Origin of the sequence: Mycobacterium sp. pR1184 (assembly GCF_041287235.1) — a bacterium.
Classification (GTDB): domain Bacteria; phylum Actinomycetota; class Actinomycetes; order Mycobacteriales; family Mycobacteriaceae; genus Mycobacterium.
In genome coordinates this window covers 93,331-114,888 of sequence record NZ_JBGGKR010000008.1, presented here as the reverse complement: position 1 = coordinate 114,888, position 21,558 = coordinate 93,331, and the positions used below count along the sequence as shown (strand labels likewise).

Here is a 21,558-nt window from a genome sequence, read left to right as displayed (position 1 = left end):
GCGACAATTCGACTTCTTGTCAGGTGTGCTTTCGCGTTGTCGCTCGGAGGCGGGCACATCGTGGTCTGCTCGAACTCTGCGGCGGATGAGATATTGCCGGCCATCGACAGCACCGCGGTCACATCCGCATCGCTGCCGGCATTTCGCCGACCCACTGGTGACCCCAGTAGCTGTCGGCGGTGATTTCCTCTGCGGTGTAATAGTTTTCGTCGACCCGCATACCTGCGGTGCCGAACTCGATGTCCCAATCGCCCGGCGCCCGGACGTAGAAGGAGATCATCTTGTCGTTGGTGTGGCGGCCCAGCGTCGACGACAACTGGAAGCCCTCGGCGGTGACCCGATCCAACGCCTGGCCCACCGCATCGAGGGTGTCGACCTCGACCATGATGTGCACCAGGCGCGGGTCGCGCATGTGCGCGGCCGGCACGATCGCCAGGCTGTGGTGACGTTCGTTGATGCCGAGGAAGCGAACCCGCACGGGGCCATACTCTTTCGGCAACGGCACCCGGAACGCGCCGCGCGACCGGAAACCCAGCACCTCGGTGTAGAACTCGAACACCGCGGCCAGATCCGTGGCCGGCACCACGACATGGCCCATGCCCTGATCGCCGGTGACGAACCGCGCGCCGAACGGGGTGACGACCGGGCTGTGATCGAGCACCGCGCCGTGGAACACCTCGAGCGTGGTGCCGGCCGGGTCCTCGAAGGTGATCACCTCTTCGACCCGGCGGGCCTCGGCCTCCTCGACCGACAATTGTTTGAACGGCACGCCCGCCCCATCGAGCGTCGCCTTGACCCGCTGCAGCGCCGGGTGGTCACGGACCTCCCAGCCGATGGTGAGCACGCGATCGGTATCACCCGGCACCACGATCAACCGGGCGGCGCGCTCGTCCATCCGCAGATACAACGCGTCAGGATCAGGCCCGGAGCCTTCGGCGAAGCCCAGCACACCGAACGCGAAGCGGCGCCAGCGATCGATGTCGTTCGTCGAGATCGTAATGTAGCCAAGGCTTTTCAGATCCGTCATCGAAGGCTCCTCAGATCAACGCCCGCAGCGGGCCCTCGGGCGGCTCGACGCCCAGAGAACTCAGCGCCGCGGCGTGGTAAGTAGTGCCGGGGACGTGGATGGCGTGCATCTGGCCGACGTGGACGTCACGCCAGTACCGCTGCAGCGGTTTGTCCATCCGTGCCGCGTTACCGCCCGAGCGGGCGAAGATCTCGTCGACGGCCGACACCGCGCGCCAGACCGCGCGCACCTGCGTGCGGCGCCCGGCTGCGCGGTCGGCGAACGACACCTCCTTGCCCGCGGCGACCATATCGTAGATGCGGTCGGCGTTGGCCAGCAGCTCCTGGCGCGCGGCGTTGATGTCGGCCGCGGCCTCGCCGATCGCGTGCATGACGTACGGGTCGTCCTTGATCGCGGTGCCCGTGGCACCGACCCGCTCGCGCTGATAGTCCAGATGCGCGGCCAGCGCGCCCTCGGCGATACCGATCGTCGCGGCGGAGATGCCCAGCGGGAACATCGTCGACCACGGCATCAGATACAGCGGCTCGGTCATCCCGGCCTCGCGCTGGGCAGTGCCGTCCATGACCTTCGTCGCGTCCATGGTCCGGTAGCTCGGCACGAACGCGTCCTTGACTATCACGTCCTTGGAGCCGGTTCCCCGCAACCCCACCACATTCCACGAGTCCTCAACGATCTCGTAGTCCTTGCGCGGCAAGATCATGTGCAGCATCTGCGGCGGCATCAACGGAACGCCCTTCTCGTCACCGCGCATCGCACCCAAAATGATCCAGTCGCAATGGTCGGTGCCCGAGCTGAACTGCCAGCGGCCGTTGAAGATGTACCCGCCGTCGACCGGCTTCGCCACACCCTGCGGCGCATATGGCGAAGCCATCCAGGTGTCGACGTCGTCGGCCCAGATCTCGGCGGCGACCTTCGGGTCGGCGTAGGCCAACTGGTAGGGATGCACACCCACCACGCCGACGATCCAGCCCGCCGCCGGATCCAGCGCCGCGGTGGCCATCGCCGTCTCGGCGAATTCGCGGGGGTGGGCCTCGAAGCCTTGGTATTGCTTGGTCTGCAGCAGCCGGATCAGCCCGGCGCCCTTCATCAGCTTGACGGTGTCGTCGGTAAGCCGGCCGATTCGTTCAGCCTCGGCGGCCTGGTCGCGCAGTTGGTCCGCCATGGCCACCACCCGGTCGAGTACCCGGTCGCTCATATCGTTGTCCTTACGTGTGTGGGCTAAGTAATGGTCTACCGCAGTCCTCGCCCGTCCCAAAGGAAATCCCGATGAGCGGACGCAAATACGTGTCCGATGACCGGGAAGCCGGGCGCGAAGCGGCCAACCGGCCAATAGCGTGCTGCTCGTGACTGATCCTCTCGACGTGATCGTGGTGGGCGCCGGGTTCGCCGGCCTGTATGCCCTGCACAAGCTGCGCGCTCAGGGACTCTCGGTGCGGGTACTCGAGGCCGCTCCCGAGATCGGCGGAACGTGGTACTACAACCGGTATCCCGGCGCGCGCTGCGATGTCGAAAGCGTCGACTACTGCTACTCGTTCTCCGACGAACTCCAGCAGGAGTGGAACTGGACGGAAAAATACGCCACCCAGGCAGAGATCCTCGACTACCTGAACTGGGTCGCCGACAAACTCGACCTGCGTCGCGACATCGTTGTCGACACCCGCGTCGTCTCCGCGGTGCTCGACGAGACGACCCTGCGCTGGACGCTGAGTACCGACACCGGGTTGACGCTCTCGGCTCGGTTTTGTCTGATGGCGACGGGGCCCCTGTCGGCGGCGATGACCCCGAACTTTCCTGGGCTGGCCAGCTTTGCCGGCCAGATCCACCACACCGCGCACTGGCCGCGGGAACCCGTCGACTTCACCGGGAAACGGGTGGCGGTCATCGGTACCGGCTCCTCGGGCATTCAATCGATTCCGATCATCGCCGAGCAAGCCGCGCACCTGTACGTCTTCCAGCGCACTCCCAACTACAGCGTCCCGGCCGGTAATGCACCGCTGTCGGCCGCGGCGCTCAACCAGATCAAGGCCGGCTACGCGCAGCGGCGTGACTTGTCGTGGCGCAGCGCCGGTGGATCGCCGCACCTCACCGCCGCTAAACCCACGATGCAATTCAGCCCGGACGAGCGGCGCGCGGCATTCGAAAGACGTTGGCAGCTGGGCGGAGTCCTGTTCTCGAAGACCTTCCCGGACCAGCTGACCGATCTGGAAGCCAACGAGGAAGCGCGAAAATTCTACGAGCAGAAGGTTCGGGCGGTGATCGACGACCCGGCCGTCGCCGACCTGCTGATCCCCTCCGATCATCCGATCGGCACGAAGCGAATCTGCACCGACAGCAACTACTTTCAGACGTTCAACCGACCCAATGTCACGTTGATCAGTGTCCGTGACACACCGATCGAATCGATTGACCCGGCGGGCATCACCACCAGCAACGCGCATTACGACCTCGACATGATCGTGCTGGCAACGGGTTTCGACGCGATGACCGGGGCGCTGGGCAGCATCGACATCGTCGGGCGCGACGCTGCCACACTGCGCGAGGACTGGGCCCATGGGCCGCGTACCTATCTGGGGCTGGGCGTCGACGGTTTTCCCAATCTGTTCCTGATATCGGGCCCGGGAGCTCCCGCCGTGCTCGCGAACATGGTGCTGCACGCCGAGGCGCAAGTGGATTGGATCGCCCAGGCGATCGGCTTCCTCGACAGCCACGACTGCGCCGCCATCGAGGCCACCGTGGACGCCGTGGACGCCTGGGGCGCCGAATGCGCACGACGCGCCGAGACGACGTTGTTCACCAAGGCAAACTCTTGGTACATGGGCGCCAACGTGCCCGGAAAGCCCAGGGGATTTATGCTATTCGTGGGCGGATTCGCCACCTATAACGACATCTGCGCCGACGTGGCCGACGCCGGCTACCGCGGGTTCGATCTAATCAAACGATGACTGGATTACTCGACAAGGTCGTCGTGGTCACCGGCGCCGGCAAAGGTACCGGGCGGGTGCACTGTGAGCGCTTCGCCGACGAGGGTGCCGACGTGATCGCCCTCGACGTCACTACCCTCGCCGACGAGTTAGCCGGCACCGCAACCGAAGTCGAAAGTCGCGGCCGGCGCTGCGTCACGGGTTTCGCCGACGTGAGCGATCTGGCAGCCGTGACAGCAGCGATCGACAGCGGTGTCGCCGCGCTGGGCCGGCTGGACGTCATCATCGCCAACGCCGGCGTCCACCTCCCGGGCGCTCCGTCCTGGGAACTCGACCCGCAGGTCTGGCAGCGCACGCTGGACATCAACCTGTCCGGGGCCTGGCACACCGTGCGGGCCGGTGTGCCGCACATCGGCGCCAACGGCGGATCCGTCGTGCTGATCAGCTCCACCAACGGTCTTCGCGGGACCGCGAACACCGCGCACTACACGGCCAGCAAGCACGCGATCGTCGGGTTGGCCCGCACGCTGGCCAACGAATTGGGACCGCGCGGCATCCGGGTCAACACCGTGCATCCCGGCCCGGTCGCGACGCCGATGGTGCTCAACGAGGCGATGTACCGCAAGCTGCGGCCCGATCTGGCCAAGCCGACGGCGGCCGACGCGGCCGAGGTACTGCAGGCGCGCAACCTGTTGCCGGTCCCGTGGGTCGAGCCCGTCGACATCGCCAACGCCGTCGTGTTCCTGGCATCGGATCAGGGCCGCTACATCACCGGCACCCAGCTTGTCGTCGACGCCGGCCTGACCCAGAAGACGACATGACCCTGACGGCCGAAGGGCGTCTCAACGGGAAAGTTGCGCTGATCACCGGCGCGGCACGGGGGATAGGTCGCGCCCAGGCCCTGCGGTTCGCGCAGGAGGACGCCGACATCGTGGCACTGGATGTGTGCGGGCCCCGCGGCATGGCGGTGGACCTGGACGAAAGCGCCTGGCGCACCATGCTCGACGTCAACCTCACCGGAGTCTGGCACACCTGCCGGGCCGCGGCGCCGCATCTGATCGCGCGCGGTGTCGGCTCGATGGTCCTGACGAGTTCGATCGCCGGGCTGCGCGGCCTGCTCGGCGTCCCCCATTACACCGCCGCTAAGCACGGCGTAGTCGGGCTGATGCGCAGTCTGGCCAATGAGCTTGCGCCACATAACATTCGGGTCAACTGCATCAACCCGACCAACGTCGACACACCAATGATCCAGAATGACGCCGTCGGCAGCGCGTTTCGACCCGACTTGGCGCGGCCGCCGAGTCGGTCGGAATTCGCCGAGGCCGCGGCGGCGGCGATGAATATGCTTTCGGTGCCGTGGATCGACCCGGTCGATGTCGCCAACGCCGCGCTGTTTCTGGCTTCCGACGAGGCGCGCTACATCACCGCGATCGTCCTGCCCGTCGACGCGGGCGCCACCCAGCGATGAGGAGACGACGATGACCGACGTGGCGGAACTGCTGGCCCGGTTGCGACGGCTGGAGGACGACCGCGACATCAGGCAATTGATCGCGTCCTACGGACCCGCGGTCGACGCCGGTGATCCGGATGCCAGCGCGCGGCTGTGGGCGACCGACGGCGTGTACGACGTCGACGGGTGGCGGATGCAAGGACGTGCCGATGTGCACGCGATGATCAGCTCGCCAGCTCACCAGAAATTGGTGCAGAAGGGATGCTCGCATTTCCTCGGGCCGTGCGTCGTCACGGTCACCGGCGACGAGGCGGTGGCGGTGTGCGAGTCCCTGGTGCTGGTCCGCGACGGGTCTGAAAAAGGGTCCTACCGGGTGTGGCGCGCCACCGCGCACCATTTCGCGCTGCGCCGCATCGACGAGCAGTGGCAGATCACCACCCGCACCAGCCGGGTGCTCGACGGCAATCCCGACGCCCACGCGTTGCTGCTGAAAGGCCTTGCGGGAGCGCCTTAATCGGACGGCAACCCCTCGCGATCGCCGCTAACGGGACAGGAAGGCCAGGACCGTACTTTCGAAGGCCGCCTTGGCTTCGATCATGGCCCAGTGACCGGAGTTCGGGAAGATGTGCAGCTCGGCGTTGGGAATGGTGCGCATCGGGATCAGCGCCATGTCGGGTGGGCTCACCCGATCGTCGCGGCCCCAGGTCAGCAGCGTGGGCGCGGCCAGCTTATGCATCGTCGCCCACGGGAAGGGCCGGTCCGAGGCAGCCATCGCGGAGTTCATCGCGGAGAAGGCCGCCTTGCCGTACATCCGGCGCGCGGCGTCCAGCGTGACGGGATCGGTGGCCAGTTGCCAACGCTCCTCGATGAGTTCGTCGGTGACCAGGGCCTGGTCGTACACCATCGACTTCAGCCAGTCGACAAGACGCTGCCGGGTGGGGTCCTCGACGAACTCCTGCAGCAGCCGGATGCCCTCGCTCGGGCTGGGACTGAAGATGTTGGTGCCGATGCCGCCGATGGTCACCAGCCGGTCGACGCGGTCCGGGTTACCGATGGCGAAGTTGATGCCGACGCCGCCACCCATCGAGTTGCCGACGATGTGCGCCTTCTCGACTCCGAGCGTGTCCAGGAACGGCGACACCACGCCGAATGCCGTAACCATCGGATGGCCGCCCAAGTCGTCGGTGACCCCGAAGCCGGGGAATTCCAGGATCAGGCAGCGAAAGTGCTCGGCGAACGTGGGCAGGATCACGCGGAAGTTGCGCCAGCCGGTGACCCCCGGGCCGGACCCGTGCAGGAACAGCAGCGCGGGACCGGAATCCGGGCCGCAGTCGTAGTAGCGCAAAGCGCCCTTCGGGGTGGTGATTTCACGCAGGTCATGCTCGACGGAGGTATTGGACACGCATGCCACCCTGCCATGTCGGGCCGGAGCCCATGATCGGGCGTTCCACTGATCGGTCACCGCGTCGAGTGTGCACTGACGGCGTTGAGTGCGCGCTCAGGGCGACCCCGACGCACACTGCGCGACGAAAACGGCTGTGCGCCAAGGACTCACGACGGCCTGGCCATCACGGAACCGGCGGCTGCCCAATCCGTCGACACCTTGCGGTGCTTGATCAGCCAGCTGCCGCCGTCGGGCACCAAGACATCGCGATAGCGGCCGAAATGGTCGAGCCCGATGTGGGTGACCACGGTGAAGTAGCTCGACACTCGAGCCTCGTCGGGGGTCAACGAGGTGAACGAGATGTTGGCGACGTTGTGCCGAACGACCGGCTTGACGTCCGCCTCGACGGCGAGCTTGCCGGTGACACCGCCGAGGAATGCGACGATCTCGGATCGGCCACGCAGAGGTTGAGCACCACGAATCTCGAGAACGCCGTCGACGCAGAAGGTCTCGGCAAGCCCGTCGAGTCGGCCCGCGTCACCCGACCAGTTGTATCGGGCGAGCGTGTCACGGATCTCCTCGCGGGCTACCAGCTCCCACATCTGCATCCCCGTGACTCCTCACCCGACCGCAGGTACTCCACAGCACCTTAGTCAGGTGGCCTACTGGACGATGCGAGGCTGGAAGCGGTGCAGCGGCTTGGGCATGACGCCGTTCAAGTCAAAAACGGCTATCATGGCCCGCAATAGGGCGGGGGACCAGTCGTCGAGCGGGTGCGCGTCTATCCGGGCGAGCACTTCACGTCGAAGGTACTCGATGTTCATCGGGGGCTGCTGATCGGTCATGGCCGCGCCTCCGGCTCCTCGCTCCTGGGCAGGTCGTTCGGTCGTACATGACGCTAGGGCGGATGCCTCGTCGATGTATAGGTAACTTGTCAGATTCAAATGTCTCTCAAGGAATAGCGTCGCCGGTTACACGCTGCGGCGTCCTGAGCGGGAATGAATCGTGTCGCGAGGCCGTAGAACAACGCATGGAACTCAACGACGCCGCGCGAAATCTCATCGGCAAGGGTGTCGACGCCACCCTGGTCACCATCAATCCCGACGGCAGCCCCCAGGTCAGCCTGGTCTGGGTCGCCTTGCAGTCCACGCCGGACGGCGACGAACTCGTCAGCGCCCACCTCGCTGACTACAAGAAGCTGCGCAACATCCGCAAGGACCCGCGGGTGGCGGTGACGATCGTGGCGATAGACGACCAGGGCATCCGGCCCCGGCCATACCTGTCAATCGCCGGGACGGCGCGGATTGTCGAGGGCGGCGCCCCGGAATTGCTGAGGGAACTCGACGCGCAGCTGGGGAGTCCGGATGTGCAGTTCCCGCCGGACGACGCTCCGCCGGGATATCTCAACCGCATCCGCATCGAGAAGGTCGGCGGCATGGGGCCCTGGGTGTCCTGAGCCGGACTTTGCCACTTCCGCTACCCGGAGTATCGCAATACAGTGAGTGCATGAAACCGGGAGCTGACGGCAAACATATTCGGACCTGTCCGCTGTGTGAAGCCATGTGCGGCTTGGAGATTGAAGTCGAAGCGGGCGTAGTGACGGGCATTCGCGGCAACCGTGACGACGTGTGGAGCCGCGGACATCTCTGCCCGAAGGGCGTGTCGCTGGGCGCGGTGCATCACGATCCGGATCGCGTTCGCAGCCCGATGATCAAGGTCGACGGGGCCTGGCAGGAGGTCAGCTGGGACGCGGCGTTTCGGCGCTGCACCGAGCTGCTGACGCCGGTGATCGAGAAGTACGGGATCGGTGCGGTCACCGCCTACACCGGCAACCCGCTGGCACATTCGTTTTCGCTGGCCCGCTACGCCGGCGTCCTGATGGGCATGTCCGGGATACCGGTCACGTATTCGCCGGGGACGGTCGATCAATGGCCGAAGAATCTGTCGTCACACCTGATGTACGGCCTCTGGTGGAACTTTCCCGTGCCCGACATCGAGCGCACCGACCTGTTGGTCATCATGGGCGCTAACCCCGCCGCGTCGCAGGGTTCACTGCTGGCCGCACCCGATGTGATGGGCCTGATCGACGGAATCCGCCAACGCGGCAAGGTGATCGTGATCGATCCGGTGCGTACGCAGACCGCCGCGCATGCCGACGAGTGGCTGCCGATCGTGCCCGGCACCGACGCGGCACTGCTGCTGGCGGTCGCGCACACGCTCTTTGCCGAGGACCTGGTGAATCCCGGCCCGCATGTCGATGGTGTCGACACGATGCGCGAAGTTGCCGCGAAATGGCCGCCCGAGCGGGTCAGCGATGTCACCGGCATCGACGTCGACACCATCCGGCGGCTGGCGCGCGAAATCGCCGGTGCCGAGAAATCCGTGGTGTATGGCCGAATTGGCTTGTGCAACCAGGAATTTGGCAGTCTAGCCAGCTGGATGGTCGACGTGATCAACATCTTGACCGGCCATTTCGACACGCCCGGCGGCGCGATGTTCCCCAAGCCTGCGGCCTGGTCGATCACCACGCAGCCGCTGCCAGGCCTGGAGGGCGGCCTGCCGGAATTCGGCCGCTGGCACACCCGGGTGCGCGGCGCCAAGGAGGTGCTCGGGCAGGCCCCGGTGTCCTGCATGACCGAGGAAATCGCCACACCGGGCGAGGGGCAACTCAAGGCGCTGATCACCGTCGCGGGCAACCCGGTGTTGTCCACGCCCGGCGGCGACAAGCTCGACGAAGTGCTGCCGATGCTGGAAGCGATGATCTCCATCGACCTCTGGGTCAACGAGACGACGCGGCACGCCGACGTGATCCTGCCCGGGCTGTCACCGCTCGAGCAGCCCCATCACGACGACCTGATCCTGCTTTTCGCGATCCACAGCATCGCGAATTACTCGGCACCGGTGTTCGATCCCGGTGATCGCCCGCACGAATGGGAGATCCTGATACGGCTGACCGGGCTGTGCACCGGCACACCGGCCGAGGACGTCGACGTCGCCGCGATCGACGACGGCTTCTTCGATTACCTGGCGTTCACGCGAGGGCTCGACGGCGCTGAGATCCGTAAGCTGTATCAGCACGGCGGCCCCGAGCGGATGCTGGACCTCACGCTGCGTACCGGTCCCTTCGGGGACCAGTACGGCAAGAATCCGGGCGGGCTGACGCTGGATCTGCTCAAGGCCAATCCGAACGGCATCGACTTCGGACCGATGGTGCCGCAGCTCCCCGAGATCCTGGGCACCCCGGACAAGAAGATCCGGCTGGCTCCGCAGTACCTGCTCGACGACCTGCCCCGGCTCCAAGCGCGCATGCAGCGCCCGTCCGAGCCGTTGGTCCTGGTCAGCCGCCGGCATCTGCGCTCGAACAACACCTGGCTGCACAACGTGCCCGCGCTGATGAAGGGCAAGGACAGGTGCACGCTGCTGATCCACCCCGACGACGCGGCGCGCTGCGGCGTGTCCGACAACGACGTCGTCACGGTGAAATCGGAGGCAGGCGAGATCAAAGTGCCCGTCGAGATCACCGATGCGATCAAACCCGGTGTCGTATCGATGCCGCACGGTTGGGGACACGGCAAGCCGGGCACGCGCATGTCGGTCGCCAACAGCTCACCGGGCGCCAACACCAATGCGCTCTCAATACCGACGTTTGTCGACGAGCCGTCCGGTAACGGCGCGCTCAACGGGATACCGGTGACCGTCCTCGAGGACCAAGCTCGCTTCGAGGCCACCCCGACCGGCTGACAAACCCGCCGCCACAGCGTGCGCCCGGTGAGCTGGTTGCCGCTCGCGCTATTTGCTGAACCGTGGAATGCGGATCCTCGTTGCTCTAGGCAGAACGCCAGGGGAAGGGGGAGACGCCATGTATTACTACCTGTTGTTCATCGCACTGATCGGCGTTGAACGCCTGATCGGGCTGGTCTTCGCACACCGAAACGCGAAGTGGTCAATCGCCCACGGCGGCAAGGAACTCGGCCTCGACCATTTCCCGGCGATGGTCAGCCTGCACGCGTTGCTGCTGGTGTCATGTGTGGTGGAAGTCTGGGCGCTCGGACGCCCATTCGTGCCCTGGCTGGGATGGCCGATGCTCACCGTCGTCGCGCTCAGCTGTGTGGTCCGCTGGCGCTGCGCCGCGGCGCTGGGGAGGCACTGGAATCCGCGGCTGATTGTGATCCCGGGAGCGCCGCTGGTTCGGCGTGGTCCGTATCGATGGGTGCGTCATCCCGACTACATCGCCGTCGTCGCGGAGGTCGTCGCGCTGCCGCTGATCCATTCGGCCTGGCTGACGGCGATCGTCTTCAGCATTGCCAACGCGGCGCTGCTCAACGTGCGAATCCGTCTGGAGAACGCGGCGTTGACCTACGTCTGAGCGATCAGGGCGCGATGGGCCGGTTCGTCCACTCCCGGTCGGGCCGCCGCGACGAACGGAACCATCCGCCCGCCGCGCCGGTGCCCCCGTCGGTGGGGATGGTGTGGCCGGTGACGAAGTCCGACAGATCCGAGGCCAGGAACAGGATCACGCGGGCCTGGTCCGCAGGCAGCCCCATCCGTCCGGCCGGAACCCACTGCGGCCACTGCGCCTGCTCCTCGGCGGACAACCACTGCGAGTAGGGCACCTGGAGCGACTCGGTGACATCGGGGCCAATCGCGTTGACGCGCACACCATCACGGCCCACCTGAACCGCGAGGCTGCGGGTGAAATGGATGACGGCCGCCTTGAACGCGGCGTAAACCGGGTCCTCAGGGTAGCCGCGCAGCCCTTCAACCGAGGAGACGTTGACGATCGACCCGCGACGTTGACGCATCATCGCCGGCAGAAAAGCGTGGGTGACCAGGAAGACGTGGTGCAGGTTGATCCGGTAGAGCTCGTCCCACAGTTGCGGATCGGTGTCGACGAAATTGCCGGGGTGACGCAGCCAATGCCCGACATTGTTCACCAGCACATCGATCCGGCCGAACCGATCGAGCACCGATCGAGCCAGGGCGGCAACCTGATCGGCGTCGCGGACGTCGGCGACGATCGGCACCGCCACCCCGCCCGACGCCGAGATCTCGACGGCGGTCTGCTCCGCGAGCGTGGCGTCGATATCGGCAATCACGACCTGGGCACCGTGGCGGGCGAACAGCTGCGCCGTGGCCGCACCGATGCCGCCACCGCCGCCGGTTACCACGGCCACCCGATCGCTTAGCAGCGCACCGGCGTCGGTTGCCTGTTCCATGCTCATATCTTCGAGCATTCGCGAAATTCATCGGCATCGAGGCCAGCGCCGGCGCACAAGGCAACCTCCGGATACCCGCATTCAGTACCCGCAAACGGTGACGAACGCAGCAATTTACGACGGTTTAGCTGCGGTTATTGCCCGTCGGTGTGGGTATTCTGCGACTTCTTAGGAGTGGTCAATAAATGGTTACCCAACCGATTAAGCGGCACTTTCACCATCGTCGCAGTCCGCAATCGATCGCCGTCTCGTTGGCCAGTCGAGTGCTCGTGAAGAATGCAGTCCGAGCTTGGGCGCTGCAGCCGAATCTGCATTGGCCCTTGGGGCATATCGACGCACTGGTGGGTTTGCTGCCTCATCGCTGCGGGGCGACGGTGCAAACGGTGCGCCTTGACCAGTGCAACGCCGAATGGGTTCGCGCCCCCGGCGTATCCCCGACGCGGGCCATCCTCTACCTGCACGGCGGCGCCTTCCTCACCTGTGGGGTCAACACGCACCGGGCGCTGGTAACTCGGTTGTCGGAGGCGGCCGATGCCGGCGTGCTGATCGTCGGATACCGAAAGCTTCCGTCGCACCAGATCGCCGACGCGATCGACGACGGCCTCTGCGGACTGCGTTGGCTGCAGCAGCACGGCTACGACGCCGATCGGGTGGTCGTTGCCGGCGACTCGGCGGGCGGATATCTCGCTTTTATGACAACACTGGCTGCGATCCGCACGCAGCTCGCTACGCCGGCGGGGGTCGCCACCGTGTCGCCCTTCACGGATGCGAATCCGGAGCGAAAACTCAAGCACCGCAACGCCCGCAGATGCTCGATGTTCACCGCCGGGGCGTTGTCGATCTTTTCGCGCTATCTGGGCGAAGTCCAGCTCCCGGACGGCCCGGGTAGCTCCGCGGGTCATGTCGTCTCGCCCGTCGACGCCGATCTGTCAGCACTACCGCCGGTGGCCATTCATGCGGGCGCCGACGAATTGCTGCTGGTCGACGCCGAGCTCATGGCGGAACGCTTGGAAGCCAACGGAATTCGCTGCGATCTGCACGTCTGGGACGGCCAGATCCATGACTTTCCGCTGGCGGCCGATGTGCTGCCCGAGGGGAGGCGGGCCATCCGCTACCTCGGGGATTTCGTCAAGGAAGTCACGGCCGGATCTTGGCGCCGACGCAGCGGGCACGTCACCGCCGCCGCGGGATAGTGCGGTTCGTACCGAAATCGGCGGTGCCGCAAGGCTAGTCGGATTCCTCGAAGTCCGAGTCGTCGAGGACCGTCTGCTGTTGCTCGTGCCAATCGGAATCCGTTGCCTCCAAGGGCACATCGGCTTCGTCGGGCCAGGCCGCGTTCGGCGCAGACTCGTCGGTCGTGCGTTGTTGCTCAATGGCGTCGGCAACGGGCACGTCGTCGGGGAACTCACCGTTCTCGTGCATGCGCGTCGGGTTACCCGGGCCGCCACCACCCAAACCCGGCTGCATTCTCACCTGGCCAGAGCAGCAAACGGACACCGACGGCAACGCGTATCGGCCACCAGTCCCCGATTTGGCCCCGACGCCGATACAGTGGGGCTCGTGAGCCGAGCAGCCCCACCTGTGCTGACCGTGCGGTACGAGGGATCCGAGCGGACCTTTGCACCCGGCAACGATGTGGTCATCGGGCGTGACTTGCGGGCGGACGTCCGCGTTGCGCATCCGTTGATTTCCCGGATACACCTGGTGCTGCGCTTCGATCAGGGCCGGTGGATCGCCATTGACAACGGCAGCCTTAACGGTTTGTACGTCAACAATCGCCGGGTCCCTGCCGTCGACATCCAGGACGGCCAGCGGGTCAACATCGGCAACCCGGATGGGCCGACGGTGACCTTCGAGGTCGGACGGCATCAAGGTGTGGCGGGAACACCCCCGCTGACGACGTCGATCCCCATCGTCAACCCGGTAACCGGGTCGGCGGATCCGCGGCTGGCTCAAGGGCGTCCACCGACCGGCTCGGTGTCGCAGGGCCTGCCACCGCAGCCACCGGCGAGCCCGTCCCGGCCGTTGCCGACGTATCCGACGCCGCCGCCGCAATCCGGCACGCCGTCAGGCCCCCTTCCGACATACCCGACCGGTGTGCAACCGAGCGGGCCCGCGCAGCAGCATCACCCGACCGGCACACAACCGGCGGGCCCCGCCAGCGGACCGATGTCGTCGCCGCACATCTACCGGCCGCAGCCGGCGCAGGCTCCGCCGACCGCGCGCGTCGACCCTCCGACCGCCTTGACGAGCCGCGTCGGTGGCGGCGACGGCTCGAACCTGGCGACGTCGATGATGAAGATTCTGCGGCCGGGCAAGGCGGGCGTGGACACGCCGGGCGCGATCAAGATCGGTCGTGCCAACGACAACGACATCGTCATTCCCGAGGTCCTGGCCTCGCGCCACCACGCGACGTTGATCCCGACGCCGACCGGCACCGAGATCCATGACAACCGCAGCATCAACGGCACCTTCGTCAATGGTCAGCGTGTCGACTCCGCGGTGCTCAAGGACGGCGACGTCGTCACGATCGGCAACATCGACCTGGTGTTCGCCGGCGGCACGCTGGCCCGCCGGGACGCCGACACCGCCGCGCAGACCCGCCTCGGCGGTCTGGACGTGCGCGGGGTGACCTGGACGATCGAAAACAACAAGACACTGCTCGACGACATCTCGTTGGGCGCCAGTCCCGGAACGCTCACCGCGGTGATCGGTCCGTCCGGCGCGGGCAAGTCAACCTTTGCCCGGCTGGTGGCCGGCTACACCCACCCCACCAACGGCACGGTCGCGTTCGAGGGTCACAACGTTCACGCCGAATACGCCTCACTGCGCAGCAGGATCGGGATGGTGCCGCAGGACGACGTGGTGCACGGTCAGCTGACTGTCGAGCAGGCACTTGGATATGCCGCCGAGCTCCGGCTGCCACCCGATACCACCAAGGCCGACCGTGAGCAGGTCGTCGCCCGGGTCCTCGAGGAGCTGGAGATGACCCAGCACCTGCACACCCGCGTCGACAAGCTGTCCGGCGGACAGCGCAAGCGCGCCTCGGTGGCCCTCGAGCTGCTGACCGGGCCGTCGCTGCTGATCCTCGACGAGCCGACGTCCGGTCTGGACCCGGCGCTGGACCGTCAGGTCATGACGATGCTGCGACAGTTGGCCGACGCCGGACGCGTGGTGCTGGTCGTCACCCACTCGCTGACCTACCTCGACGTCTGCGACCAGGTGCTGCTGCTGGCTCCCGGCGGAAAGACGGCGTTCTGCGGGCCGCCGTCTCAGATAGGTCCGTCCATGGGGACGACGAACTGGGCCGACATTTTCAGTTCGGTCGCCGGTGACCCCGACGCGGCCAAGGCGAACTACCTGGCGCGCACCGGGCCGCCGCCGCCACCGCCGCCGGCGGAGAAGCCGGCCGAGATCGGCGATCCGTCGCACACGAGTCTGCTGCGGCAGTTCTCCACGATCGCGCGCCGCCAGATCCGGCTGATCGTCTCGGACCGGGGTTACTTCCTGTTCCTCGCCCTGCTGCCGTTCATCATGGGTTCGCTGTCCATGTCGGTGCCGGGCAATGTCGGTTTCGGCATCCCGAATCCGATGGGCGACGCGCCCACCGAGCCGGGCCAGATCCTGGTGCTGCTCAACGTCGGCGCGGTGTTCATGGGGACCGCGCTGACGATCCGAGATCTGATCGGCGAGCGCGCCATCTTTCTCCGAGAACAGGCGGTCGGCCTGTCCACCAGCGCCTATTTGTTGGCGAAAGTGTGCGTCTACACCGTCTTCGCGATCGTGCAGTCGGGCATCGTCACCATCATCACGCTGCTGGGCAAGGGCGGACCGACCCGCGGCGCCGCGGCCCTGGGCGTGGCTCCGCTGGAGCTTTTCGTCGACGTCGCGGCGACCACCGTCGCCTCGGCGATGCTCGGGCTGATGTTGTCGTCCCTGGCGAAATCCAACGACCAGATCATGCCGCTGTTGGTGGTCGCGGTGATGTCGCAGCTGGTGTTCTCCGGCGGCATGATTCCGGTCACGGGCCGTATCGGGCTCGACCAGATGTCGTGGGCCACCCCGGCCCGTTGGGGATTTGCGGCATCGGCGTCCACCATCGACCTGACCAAACTGGAACCCGGTCCTCAGGTCCCGAAGGACGCACTGTGGCACCACAATGCCGGCACATGGTGGTTCAACTTCGCCATGCTGATCGCGATCAGCATTTTCTACTTGGGCTTCGTGCGCTGGAAGATTCGCCTCAAGGGCGGGCGCTGAACCACGCGGGTCCGGCGGCGCCGGTGACTGGCTAGGCTCCCTTGCGGACTGTCTGCTCGGACGCGGCGTGCATCCGATCCGACAGCCGAAGGAGATCGTGTTCGCCTATTCCCTGGGGCAGGGTGTACGCCAGCCGACGCAACTCGACGGCATAGTCGCGCAACTCCTGGCGCAGGCGCGTCTCAATAGTCGGCATGACTGCTCCCGATCTTCGATCCGTCAATTTCAAGATCATCCCAGCCCGGCCCTATTTCTGCGCTGCGGCCGACGGGTTTTAACGGGAGCTTGACAGCGTATTTACAGAACGACCGTCCCGGTGAACGGGTGATCACAGGTCCGGGCCCGGCCGGGCGTAACGTCAGTGCGAAATGGCGGGCGAAATCTTGCGCCGGCGTTACGCTGACGCGGCCATACGAAAGGGGCCGGAATGGATTTCGAACTCGACGCCGGCCAATACGCATGGCTGTGCGAGGTTCGGGAATTCCTTTCCGAGAACGTCACCCCGGAATTACGGGCCGAACTGAGCGAACACGATCTCGAATTCCCCAATGGCGAGGTGGCCCGTTTTCGCCGCAAGATCGGCGCGAAGGGCTGGTTCGGACTGAACTGGCCGCGCGAGTACGGCGGTCTTGGGTTAAGCGCGGTGCATCAACACTTGCTGATGAGCGAATTCGAATACGCCGGCGTGCCCGGCCCCGACCTCACGGTCACCTCGGTGGCCCCGATGATCATGCGACACGGCACCGAGCAGAACAAGACCGAATGGCTTCCGCTGATTGCCAAGGGCGAAATGATCTGTGCCGTAGGCTATTCCGAGGCTGAGGCCGGCACCGACCTAGCGAGCCTGCGGACCCGCGCGACGCGTGATGGCCAGCATTGGGTGATCAACGGCAGCAAGATCTGGAACAGCGGGGCGCAGCGCGCCACCCACGAGTGGCTCTGTGTGCGCACCGATCCGGCCAGTGTGCGCCATCGCGGGATTTCGGTCATCATCGTGCCGATCGATAGCCCCGGGATTTCGATCCGCCCGCTCTACGCATGGTCGGGTTACCGCACCAACGAGGTCCATTTCGAAGACGTGCGAGTCCCCGTCAGTAATCTGATCGGAGAAATCAACCGCGGCTGGACCTACATCACCGGCGCGCTCGATCTCGAGCGCGCCGCACTGACCAACGCGGGCGATCTGCGTCGTGCGGTCGACGAGTTACGCGACCTGGCCCGCAGCCCGCGACGCGACGGCTCGGTGCCCGCCGACGATGCCGGCCTGCGGCGTCGACTGGCGCAGGCCGAGGCCGACGTCGAGGTGGCGACGTTGATGGGTTACGAGGCCTCCTCGATCCTGGACAGCGGCGTGATCCCCACGGTGGAGGTCAGCGTCGAGAAGATCTTCACCAGCGAACTGCGGCAGCGCATCGCCGAACTGGCGCTCGATCTCCTGGGCCCCGACGGATTGCTGGCCCACCGCAGCGAAAGCGCGCCGCGGGCAGGCACATTCGAGCGACTGTACCGAGCCGCTCCGCTGATGCGCTTCGGTGGCGGCACCAACGAGGTGCTCCGCGACGTGATCGCCCAGCGTGGCCATGGAATGCCTTCCTATGGGCGGTGAGGCGTGAAAGCGGTCCCCACCGCCCAACAGCGCGACTTCGCCGCGTCGGTGCGCGCCCTGCTCGCCGCGCAGTGCCCGGCGAGTCTGGTGCGTGCGCTGGCTGAACCCGGCGCCGATCGAAGTATCCCGGCGCTGTGGAAGGCCTTGGCCGACGCCGGTGTGTTCGGGCTCGCCGTCGCCGAGGAGTACGGCGGGTCGGGTGGCTCGCTCGACGACCTTGCCGTGTTCTCTACCGAGGCCGGACGCGCGCTGTGCCCGACGGCAGTGCACAGCACCATCACGACAGCGCTCGTGATCGACCACCTCGGCTCGCCGGAGGCCAAGACCACGTGGCTGCCGCGACTGGCAGGCGGGACGGCCCGCGGCGCGACGGCATTGTGGAATGTCCGTGACGCCTCCGATGTCTCGCCGGTGCTGCATGCGCGTTCAGACTCATCCGGATGGCGGCTGAACGGGATGGCCGACTATGTCGCCGACGCCGACATCGCCGACCTGATCGTGGTGTCAGCCGCGGCAGGCGAGCGCACGCTGGTGTTCGCCGTTGACGCCCGGGCGACCGGGGTGAACATGCATCCACTGGCCATGGCGGGTGGGTATCGGGGGTTCGCGGTCCGGTTCGACGATGTGGCGGTCGGTGCCGAAGAGCTGCTCGCCGGCATCACACCGGATCGAACCGCGTTGCGCCGCTTGGCCAATGCGGCGGTGTCGCTGGGATCACTTGACCTGGTCGGGGTCGGTCACGCGGTGCTGGACCGCACCGTCGAGTACACCAAACTGCGTCATCAGTTCGGCCGTCCGATCGCCTCCTTCCAAGCGGCGCAGCATCTGATCGCCAACATGCACATTGCCGTGGCCGCCGCACGATTGGCCGCGCATTCCGCCGTCTTCTGGATCGCGCGAGGACAGTCGGCGACCCGGCAAACCGCGATTGCGCGCATGCATGCCGCGACGGCGGCCCGGCTCGTCACGCTCGATGCGCATCAACTGCATGGCGGGATCGGTTATGTGACCGAAACCGATCTGCACTTGTGGACCGAACGGGCAAGGCTCGGTTCAACTCTCGGCGGCGGGGCAGATGTCGCCGCGGCCTGGCTGGAGGACACATTGGAGGAAATCGGTGAGTGAGGACACCCTGATCGATGCCGAGTCGGCGTCGCGCGTGGGTACCGTCGCCGCGACCGCGGCCGGCGAAGTGAATCGACGCGATTGGCAGCGCTGGGCGGCTGCGGTCGGTGACCACAATCCGCTGTACTTCGATCCGGACTATGCCCGCGCCAACGGGTTTCGCGACATCTTCTGCCCGCCGCTGTATCTGCAGTACGCGGTACTCGGCGTAGCGCGCCTCGATTCGTTGCGGCCCGACGGATCCTCGGGTGCGGTTTCGGGCAGTCTGGCGTTTCCGCGGGCGCCCAAACGGATGGCCGGTGGGGAGAGCTTCACCTTTCATCTGCCGGCCTATCACCGCGACGAGGTCGAAATGGTGCGCACCATCGAGTCCATCGTCGAAAAGCATGGCCGCTCCGGCAAATTCGTTCTGGTCACCTGGCACACGGTGTACCACAACCAGCACCGTGAGCTGGTCGCTGAAGCCTCGACGTCGATGATCGCCCGACCCTAGGAATGTGATGACTGGACAGGTGTATTACGACGACGTCGGCATCGGCGAGCAGATTCCCACGCTGACCGTCACCACCGACGAGACCCAGCTGTTCTTCTTCAGCGCCGCCACCTACAACGGTCACCGCATCCACTACGACAAACAGTGGGCCCGCGACGTGGAGGGTTACGACGACGTGTTGGTGCACGGCCCACTACAGGCGGCGCTGCTGGCCCGCGCGCTCGGCGACTGGATCGGCGGTCGCGGTCGTCTGGTCTGCTTTTCGGTGCAAAACCGGGCCACGGCGTCGCCCGGCCAACCGCTGACGTTCGGCGCAGTCGTCACCGGCAAGCGCCTGACCCACGGCGCCGGGCTGGTGGATCTCGAGATCAGCGGCCGCCGCGACGACACGGTCCTGATGCCCGGAACCGCGACGGTCGAACTGCCGCTGCGCGGAACGCCGTCGTGACCGGATTGCGGGGCGAGGCGGCGATCGTCGGTATTGCGGAGTTGCCGGCGCAGCGTCGTCCGGCCGGGCCGGCGCTGTTCACCCTCGACCAGTACGCGCTGCTGGCGAAGATGGCGGTCGAGGATGCCGGCGTCGATCCGGTGCACATCAACGGTCTGCTGACCCACGGCGTGGCGGAATCGACGATGTTCGCCCCGGCGACGCTGTGCGAATACCTGGGCTTGCCCATGGATTTCGGCGAACGTGTCGACCTGGGCGGGGCGACGTCCGCCGGGATGATCTGGCGGGCTGCCGCCGCGATCGAACTGGGCATCTGCGAGGCGGTGCTTGCCGTGGTGCCCGGGTCCGCGGCGGTGCCCCAATCCGAAAAACGCCCGACGCCGGCGCCGAATTGGTTTGGGGCATCGTCGAATAACTATGGGTCACCGCAGGCCGAGTTCGAAATTCCGTACGGCAACCTGGGCCAGAACGCACCTTACGCGCAGATCGCGCAGCGCTACGCCGCGGAGTTCGGTTATGACCCCGCAGCGGTCGCCAAGATCGCGGTGGACCAGCGCACCAACGCCTGTGCGCATCCTGGCGCGATTTTCCACGGCACCCCGATCACCGTCGACGACGTGCTTGCCAGCCCGATGATCGCCGATCCGATCCACATGCTCGAAACGGTGATGCGCGTGCACGGGGGAGTGGGCGTCTTGCTTGCCAATGCCGACGTCGCCCGCCGCAGCCGTCATCGCCCGGTGTGGATCAAGGGTTTTGGCGAGCACATCGCGTTCAAGACGCCGACCTACGCGCAGGACCTGCTGCACACCCCGATCGCGCGGGCCGCCGACAAGGCATTTGCGATGTCCGGGCTGGCCCGATCCGATGTCGATATCGCCTCCATCTACGACTGCTACACGATTACGGTGCTGATGAGCCTGGAGGATGCCGGCTTCTGCGCCAAGGGCGATGGCATGTCCTGGGTCGCCGGGCACGACCTGACCTACCGCGGTGACTTTCCGCTCAACACCGCCGGCGGTCAGCTGTCGTTCGGTCAGGCCGGCATGGCCGGCGGCATGCATCACGTCGTCGACGGGGCGCGCCAGGTCATGGGACGAGCCGGCGACGCCCAGGTGCCGGACTGTCACACCGCGTTCGTGACCGGCAACGGCGGCATCATGAGCGAGCAGGTCGCGCTGATCATGCGGGGGGACTGACGCCTTGAGTACCGAACCCCGCCCGGTTCCCGAGCCCACCCCGGTATCGATGCCCTTCTGGGATGGCCTGGCCCAACACCGAATCGTGGTGCAGTACTCGCCCTCGCTGCACCGCTACGTGTTCTATCCGCGCACGCTGGCCCCCGCAACGTTGGCCGACGATCTGGAATGGCGCGAAATCGATGGTGCGGGAACGCTGTACACCTTCACGGTTGCTCGCAGACCCACCGCCCCGCCCTGGGCGGATGCTGTGCCGCAATTGCTGGCCGTCGTGCAGTGGGATGCCGGACCGCGGATCAGCACCGAATTGGTCGACATCGACCCCAGTGACATCCGGATCGGTATGCGGGTGGAGCCGGTGTTCTACGATCTGCCCGAGGCCGGCATCACCCTGTTGCGATATCGGCCCGCGTGACCTCAACGGTGAGG

General features: G+C 66.2%; 23 protein-coding genes. 15 read left to right on the top strand and 8 right to left on the bottom strand.

Annotated features, from left to right (window positions below; genetic code table 11):
- Positions 1-118: 118 nt before the first annotated feature.
- Complete coding sequence (bphC, locus tag ACAG21_RS15990; RefSeq protein WP_370497111.1) at positions 119-1,027, bottom strand: biphenyl-2,3-diol 1,2-dioxygenase; 909 nt, start codon at positions 1,025-1,027, stop codon at positions 119-121.
- A 10-nt stretch (positions 1,028-1,037) separates the two neighbouring features.
- Positions 1,038-2,222, bottom strand: a complete 1,185-nt coding sequence (locus tag ACAG21_RS15985) for an acyl-CoA dehydrogenase family protein (RefSeq protein ID WP_370497110.1) — start codon at positions 2,220-2,222, stop codon at positions 1,038-1,040.
- A 139-nt stretch (positions 2,223-2,361) separates the two neighbouring features.
- Between ACAG21_RS15985 and ACAG21_RS15980 the strand changes: the two genes are divergently transcribed.
- From ACAG21_RS15980 to ACAG21_RS15965, 4 genes are read left to right on the top strand one after another with little or no spacing between them, the layout of a single operon-like run.
- A complete protein-coding gene (locus tag ACAG21_RS15980; RefSeq protein ID WP_370497109.1) occupies positions 2,362-3,969 on the top strand; it encodes a flavin-containing monooxygenase in 1,608 nt (535 codons plus the stop codon).
- Entirely contained in the window at positions 3,966-4,769 is an 804-nt protein-coding gene (locus tag ACAG21_RS15975) for a mycofactocin-coupled SDR family oxidoreductase (protein WP_370497108.1), read from the top strand. Before ACAG21_RS15980 ends, ACAG21_RS15975 begins: the two co-directional genes overlap by 4 nt.
- The gene (locus tag ACAG21_RS15970; RefSeq protein ID WP_370497107.1) at positions 4,766-5,416 is read left to right on the top strand and encodes an SDR family oxidoreductase; all 651 of its coding nucleotides are present in this window, start codon (positions 4,766-4,768) and stop codon (positions 5,414-5,416) included. Before ACAG21_RS15975 ends, ACAG21_RS15970 begins: the two co-directional genes overlap by 4 nt.
- Before the next feature lie 10 nt (positions 5,417-5,426).
- Positions 5,427-5,912: a nuclear transport factor 2 family protein gene (locus ACAG21_RS15965; protein ID WP_370497105.1), complete on the top strand. Its 486-nt coding sequence runs from the start codon at positions 5,427-5,429 to the stop codon at positions 5,910-5,912.
- A 27-nt stretch (positions 5,913-5,939) separates the two neighbouring features.
- On the opposite strand, the gene ACAG21_RS15960 is transcribed toward ACAG21_RS15965, so the two are convergent.
- The 3 genes from ACAG21_RS15960 to ACAG21_RS15950 form a co-directional block, all read right to left on the bottom strand.
- Positions 5,940-6,800 (bottom strand): alpha/beta fold hydrolase, encoded by an 861-nt coding sequence (locus tag ACAG21_RS15960; RefSeq protein ID WP_370497101.1) that lies wholly within the window; start codon positions 6,798-6,800, stop codon positions 5,940-5,942.
- 149 nt (positions 6,801-6,949) lie between these two features.
- Entirely contained in the window at positions 6,950-7,390 is a 441-nt protein-coding gene (locus ACAG21_RS15955; RefSeq protein WP_370497100.1) for a nuclear transport factor 2 family protein, read from the bottom strand.
- Positions 7,391-7,444: 54 nt separating this feature from the next.
- Positions 7,445-7,627, bottom strand: coding sequence for a hypothetical protein (locus tag ACAG21_RS15950; protein WP_370497099.1), 183 nt, complete (start codon positions 7,625-7,627; stop codon positions 7,445-7,447).
- Positions 7,628-7,812: 185 nt separating this feature from the next.
- Between ACAG21_RS15950 and ACAG21_RS15945 the strand changes: the two genes are divergently transcribed.
- From ACAG21_RS15945 to ACAG21_RS15935, 3 genes are all read left to right on the top strand, one after another.
- Positions 7,813-8,238 carry a PPOX class F420-dependent oxidoreductase gene (locus tag ACAG21_RS15945; protein WP_370497097.1) on the top strand — a complete coding sequence of 142 codons (426 nt, stop codon included), beginning with the start codon at positions 7,813-7,815 and terminating at the stop codon, positions 8,236-8,238.
- A gap of 50 nt (positions 8,239-8,288) precedes the next feature.
- Entirely contained in the window at positions 8,289-10,523 is a 2,235-nt protein-coding gene (locus ACAG21_RS15940; protein ID WP_370497096.1) for a molybdopterin-dependent oxidoreductase, read from the top strand.
- Between the two features lie 118 nt (positions 10,524-10,641).
- Positions 10,642-11,148 (top strand): isoprenylcysteine carboxyl methyltransferase family protein, encoded by a 507-nt coding sequence (locus ACAG21_RS15935; protein WP_370497095.1) that lies wholly within the window; start codon positions 10,642-10,644, stop codon positions 11,146-11,148.
- 4 nt (positions 11,149-11,152) lie between these two features.
- Here the strand turns inward: ACAG21_RS15935 and ACAG21_RS15930 are convergent, their stop codons facing one another.
- Positions 11,153-11,998: an SDR family NAD(P)-dependent oxidoreductase gene (locus tag ACAG21_RS15930; RefSeq protein ID WP_370497094.1), complete on the bottom strand. Its 846-nt coding sequence runs from the start codon at positions 11,996-11,998 to the stop codon at positions 11,153-11,155.
- A 185-nt stretch (positions 11,999-12,183) separates the two neighbouring features.
- Here ACAG21_RS15930 and ACAG21_RS15925 point away from each other — a divergent pair, with 185 nt between their 5' ends.
- Positions 12,184-13,191 carry an alpha/beta hydrolase gene (locus ACAG21_RS15925; protein ID WP_370497093.1) on the top strand — a complete coding sequence of 336 codons (1,008 nt, stop codon included), beginning with the start codon at positions 12,184-12,186 and terminating at the stop codon, positions 13,189-13,191.
- Positions 13,192-13,225: 34 nt separating this feature from the next.
- Here the strand turns inward: ACAG21_RS15925 and ACAG21_RS15920 are convergent, their stop codons facing one another.
- Positions 13,226-13,465, bottom strand: coding sequence for a hypothetical protein (locus ACAG21_RS15920; protein ID WP_370497342.1), 240 nt, complete (start codon positions 13,463-13,465; stop codon positions 13,226-13,228).
- An 84-nt stretch (positions 13,466-13,549) separates the two neighbouring features.
- Here ACAG21_RS15920 and ACAG21_RS15915 point away from each other — a divergent pair, with 84 nt between their 5' ends.
- Positions 13,550-16,258, top strand: coding sequence for an FHA domain-containing protein (locus tag ACAG21_RS15915; protein ID WP_370497092.1), 2,709 nt, complete (start codon positions 13,550-13,552; stop codon positions 16,256-16,258).
- A 31-nt stretch (positions 16,259-16,289) separates the two neighbouring features.
- On the opposite strand, the gene ACAG21_RS15910 is transcribed toward ACAG21_RS15915, so the two are convergent.
- Complete coding sequence (locus tag ACAG21_RS15910) at positions 16,290-16,454, bottom strand: hypothetical protein (protein ID WP_342927614.1); 165 nt, start codon at positions 16,452-16,454, stop codon at positions 16,290-16,292.
- 231 nt (positions 16,455-16,685) lie between these two features.
- Here ACAG21_RS15910 and ACAG21_RS15905 point away from each other — a divergent pair, with 231 nt between their 5' ends.
- From ACAG21_RS15905 to ACAG21_RS15880, 6 genes are read left to right on the top strand one after another with little or no spacing between them, the layout of a single operon-like run.
- Entirely contained in the window at positions 16,686-17,864 is a 1,179-nt protein-coding gene (locus ACAG21_RS15905) for an acyl-CoA dehydrogenase family protein (protein WP_370497091.1), read from the top strand.
- 3 nt (positions 17,865-17,867) lie between these two features.
- Positions 17,868-18,989 carry an acyl-CoA dehydrogenase family protein gene (locus tag ACAG21_RS15900; protein WP_370497089.1) on the top strand — a complete coding sequence of 374 codons (1,122 nt, stop codon included), beginning with the start codon at positions 17,868-17,870 and terminating at the stop codon, positions 18,987-18,989.
- Positions 18,982-19,482, top strand: coding sequence for a MaoC family dehydratase (locus ACAG21_RS15895; RefSeq protein WP_370497088.1), 501 nt, complete (start codon positions 18,982-18,984; stop codon positions 19,480-19,482). Before ACAG21_RS15900 ends, ACAG21_RS15895 begins: the two co-directional genes overlap by 8 nt.
- Before the next feature lie 7 nt (positions 19,483-19,489).
- Positions 19,490-19,930 (top strand): acyl dehydratase, encoded by a 441-nt coding sequence (locus tag ACAG21_RS15890; RefSeq protein WP_370497087.1) that lies wholly within the window; start codon positions 19,490-19,492, stop codon positions 19,928-19,930.
- Entirely contained in the window at positions 19,927-21,129 is a 1,203-nt protein-coding gene (locus ACAG21_RS15885) for a thiolase family protein (protein WP_370497086.1), read from the top strand. The genes ACAG21_RS15890 and ACAG21_RS15885 overlap by 4 nt, the downstream gene beginning before the upstream one ends.
- A gap of 49 nt (positions 21,130-21,178) precedes the next feature.
- Positions 21,179-21,544 (top strand): Zn-ribbon domain-containing OB-fold protein, encoded by a 366-nt coding sequence (locus ACAG21_RS15880; RefSeq protein ID WP_370497340.1) that lies wholly within the window; start codon positions 21,179-21,181, stop codon positions 21,542-21,544.
- Positions 21,545-21,558: the final 14 nt, after the last annotated feature.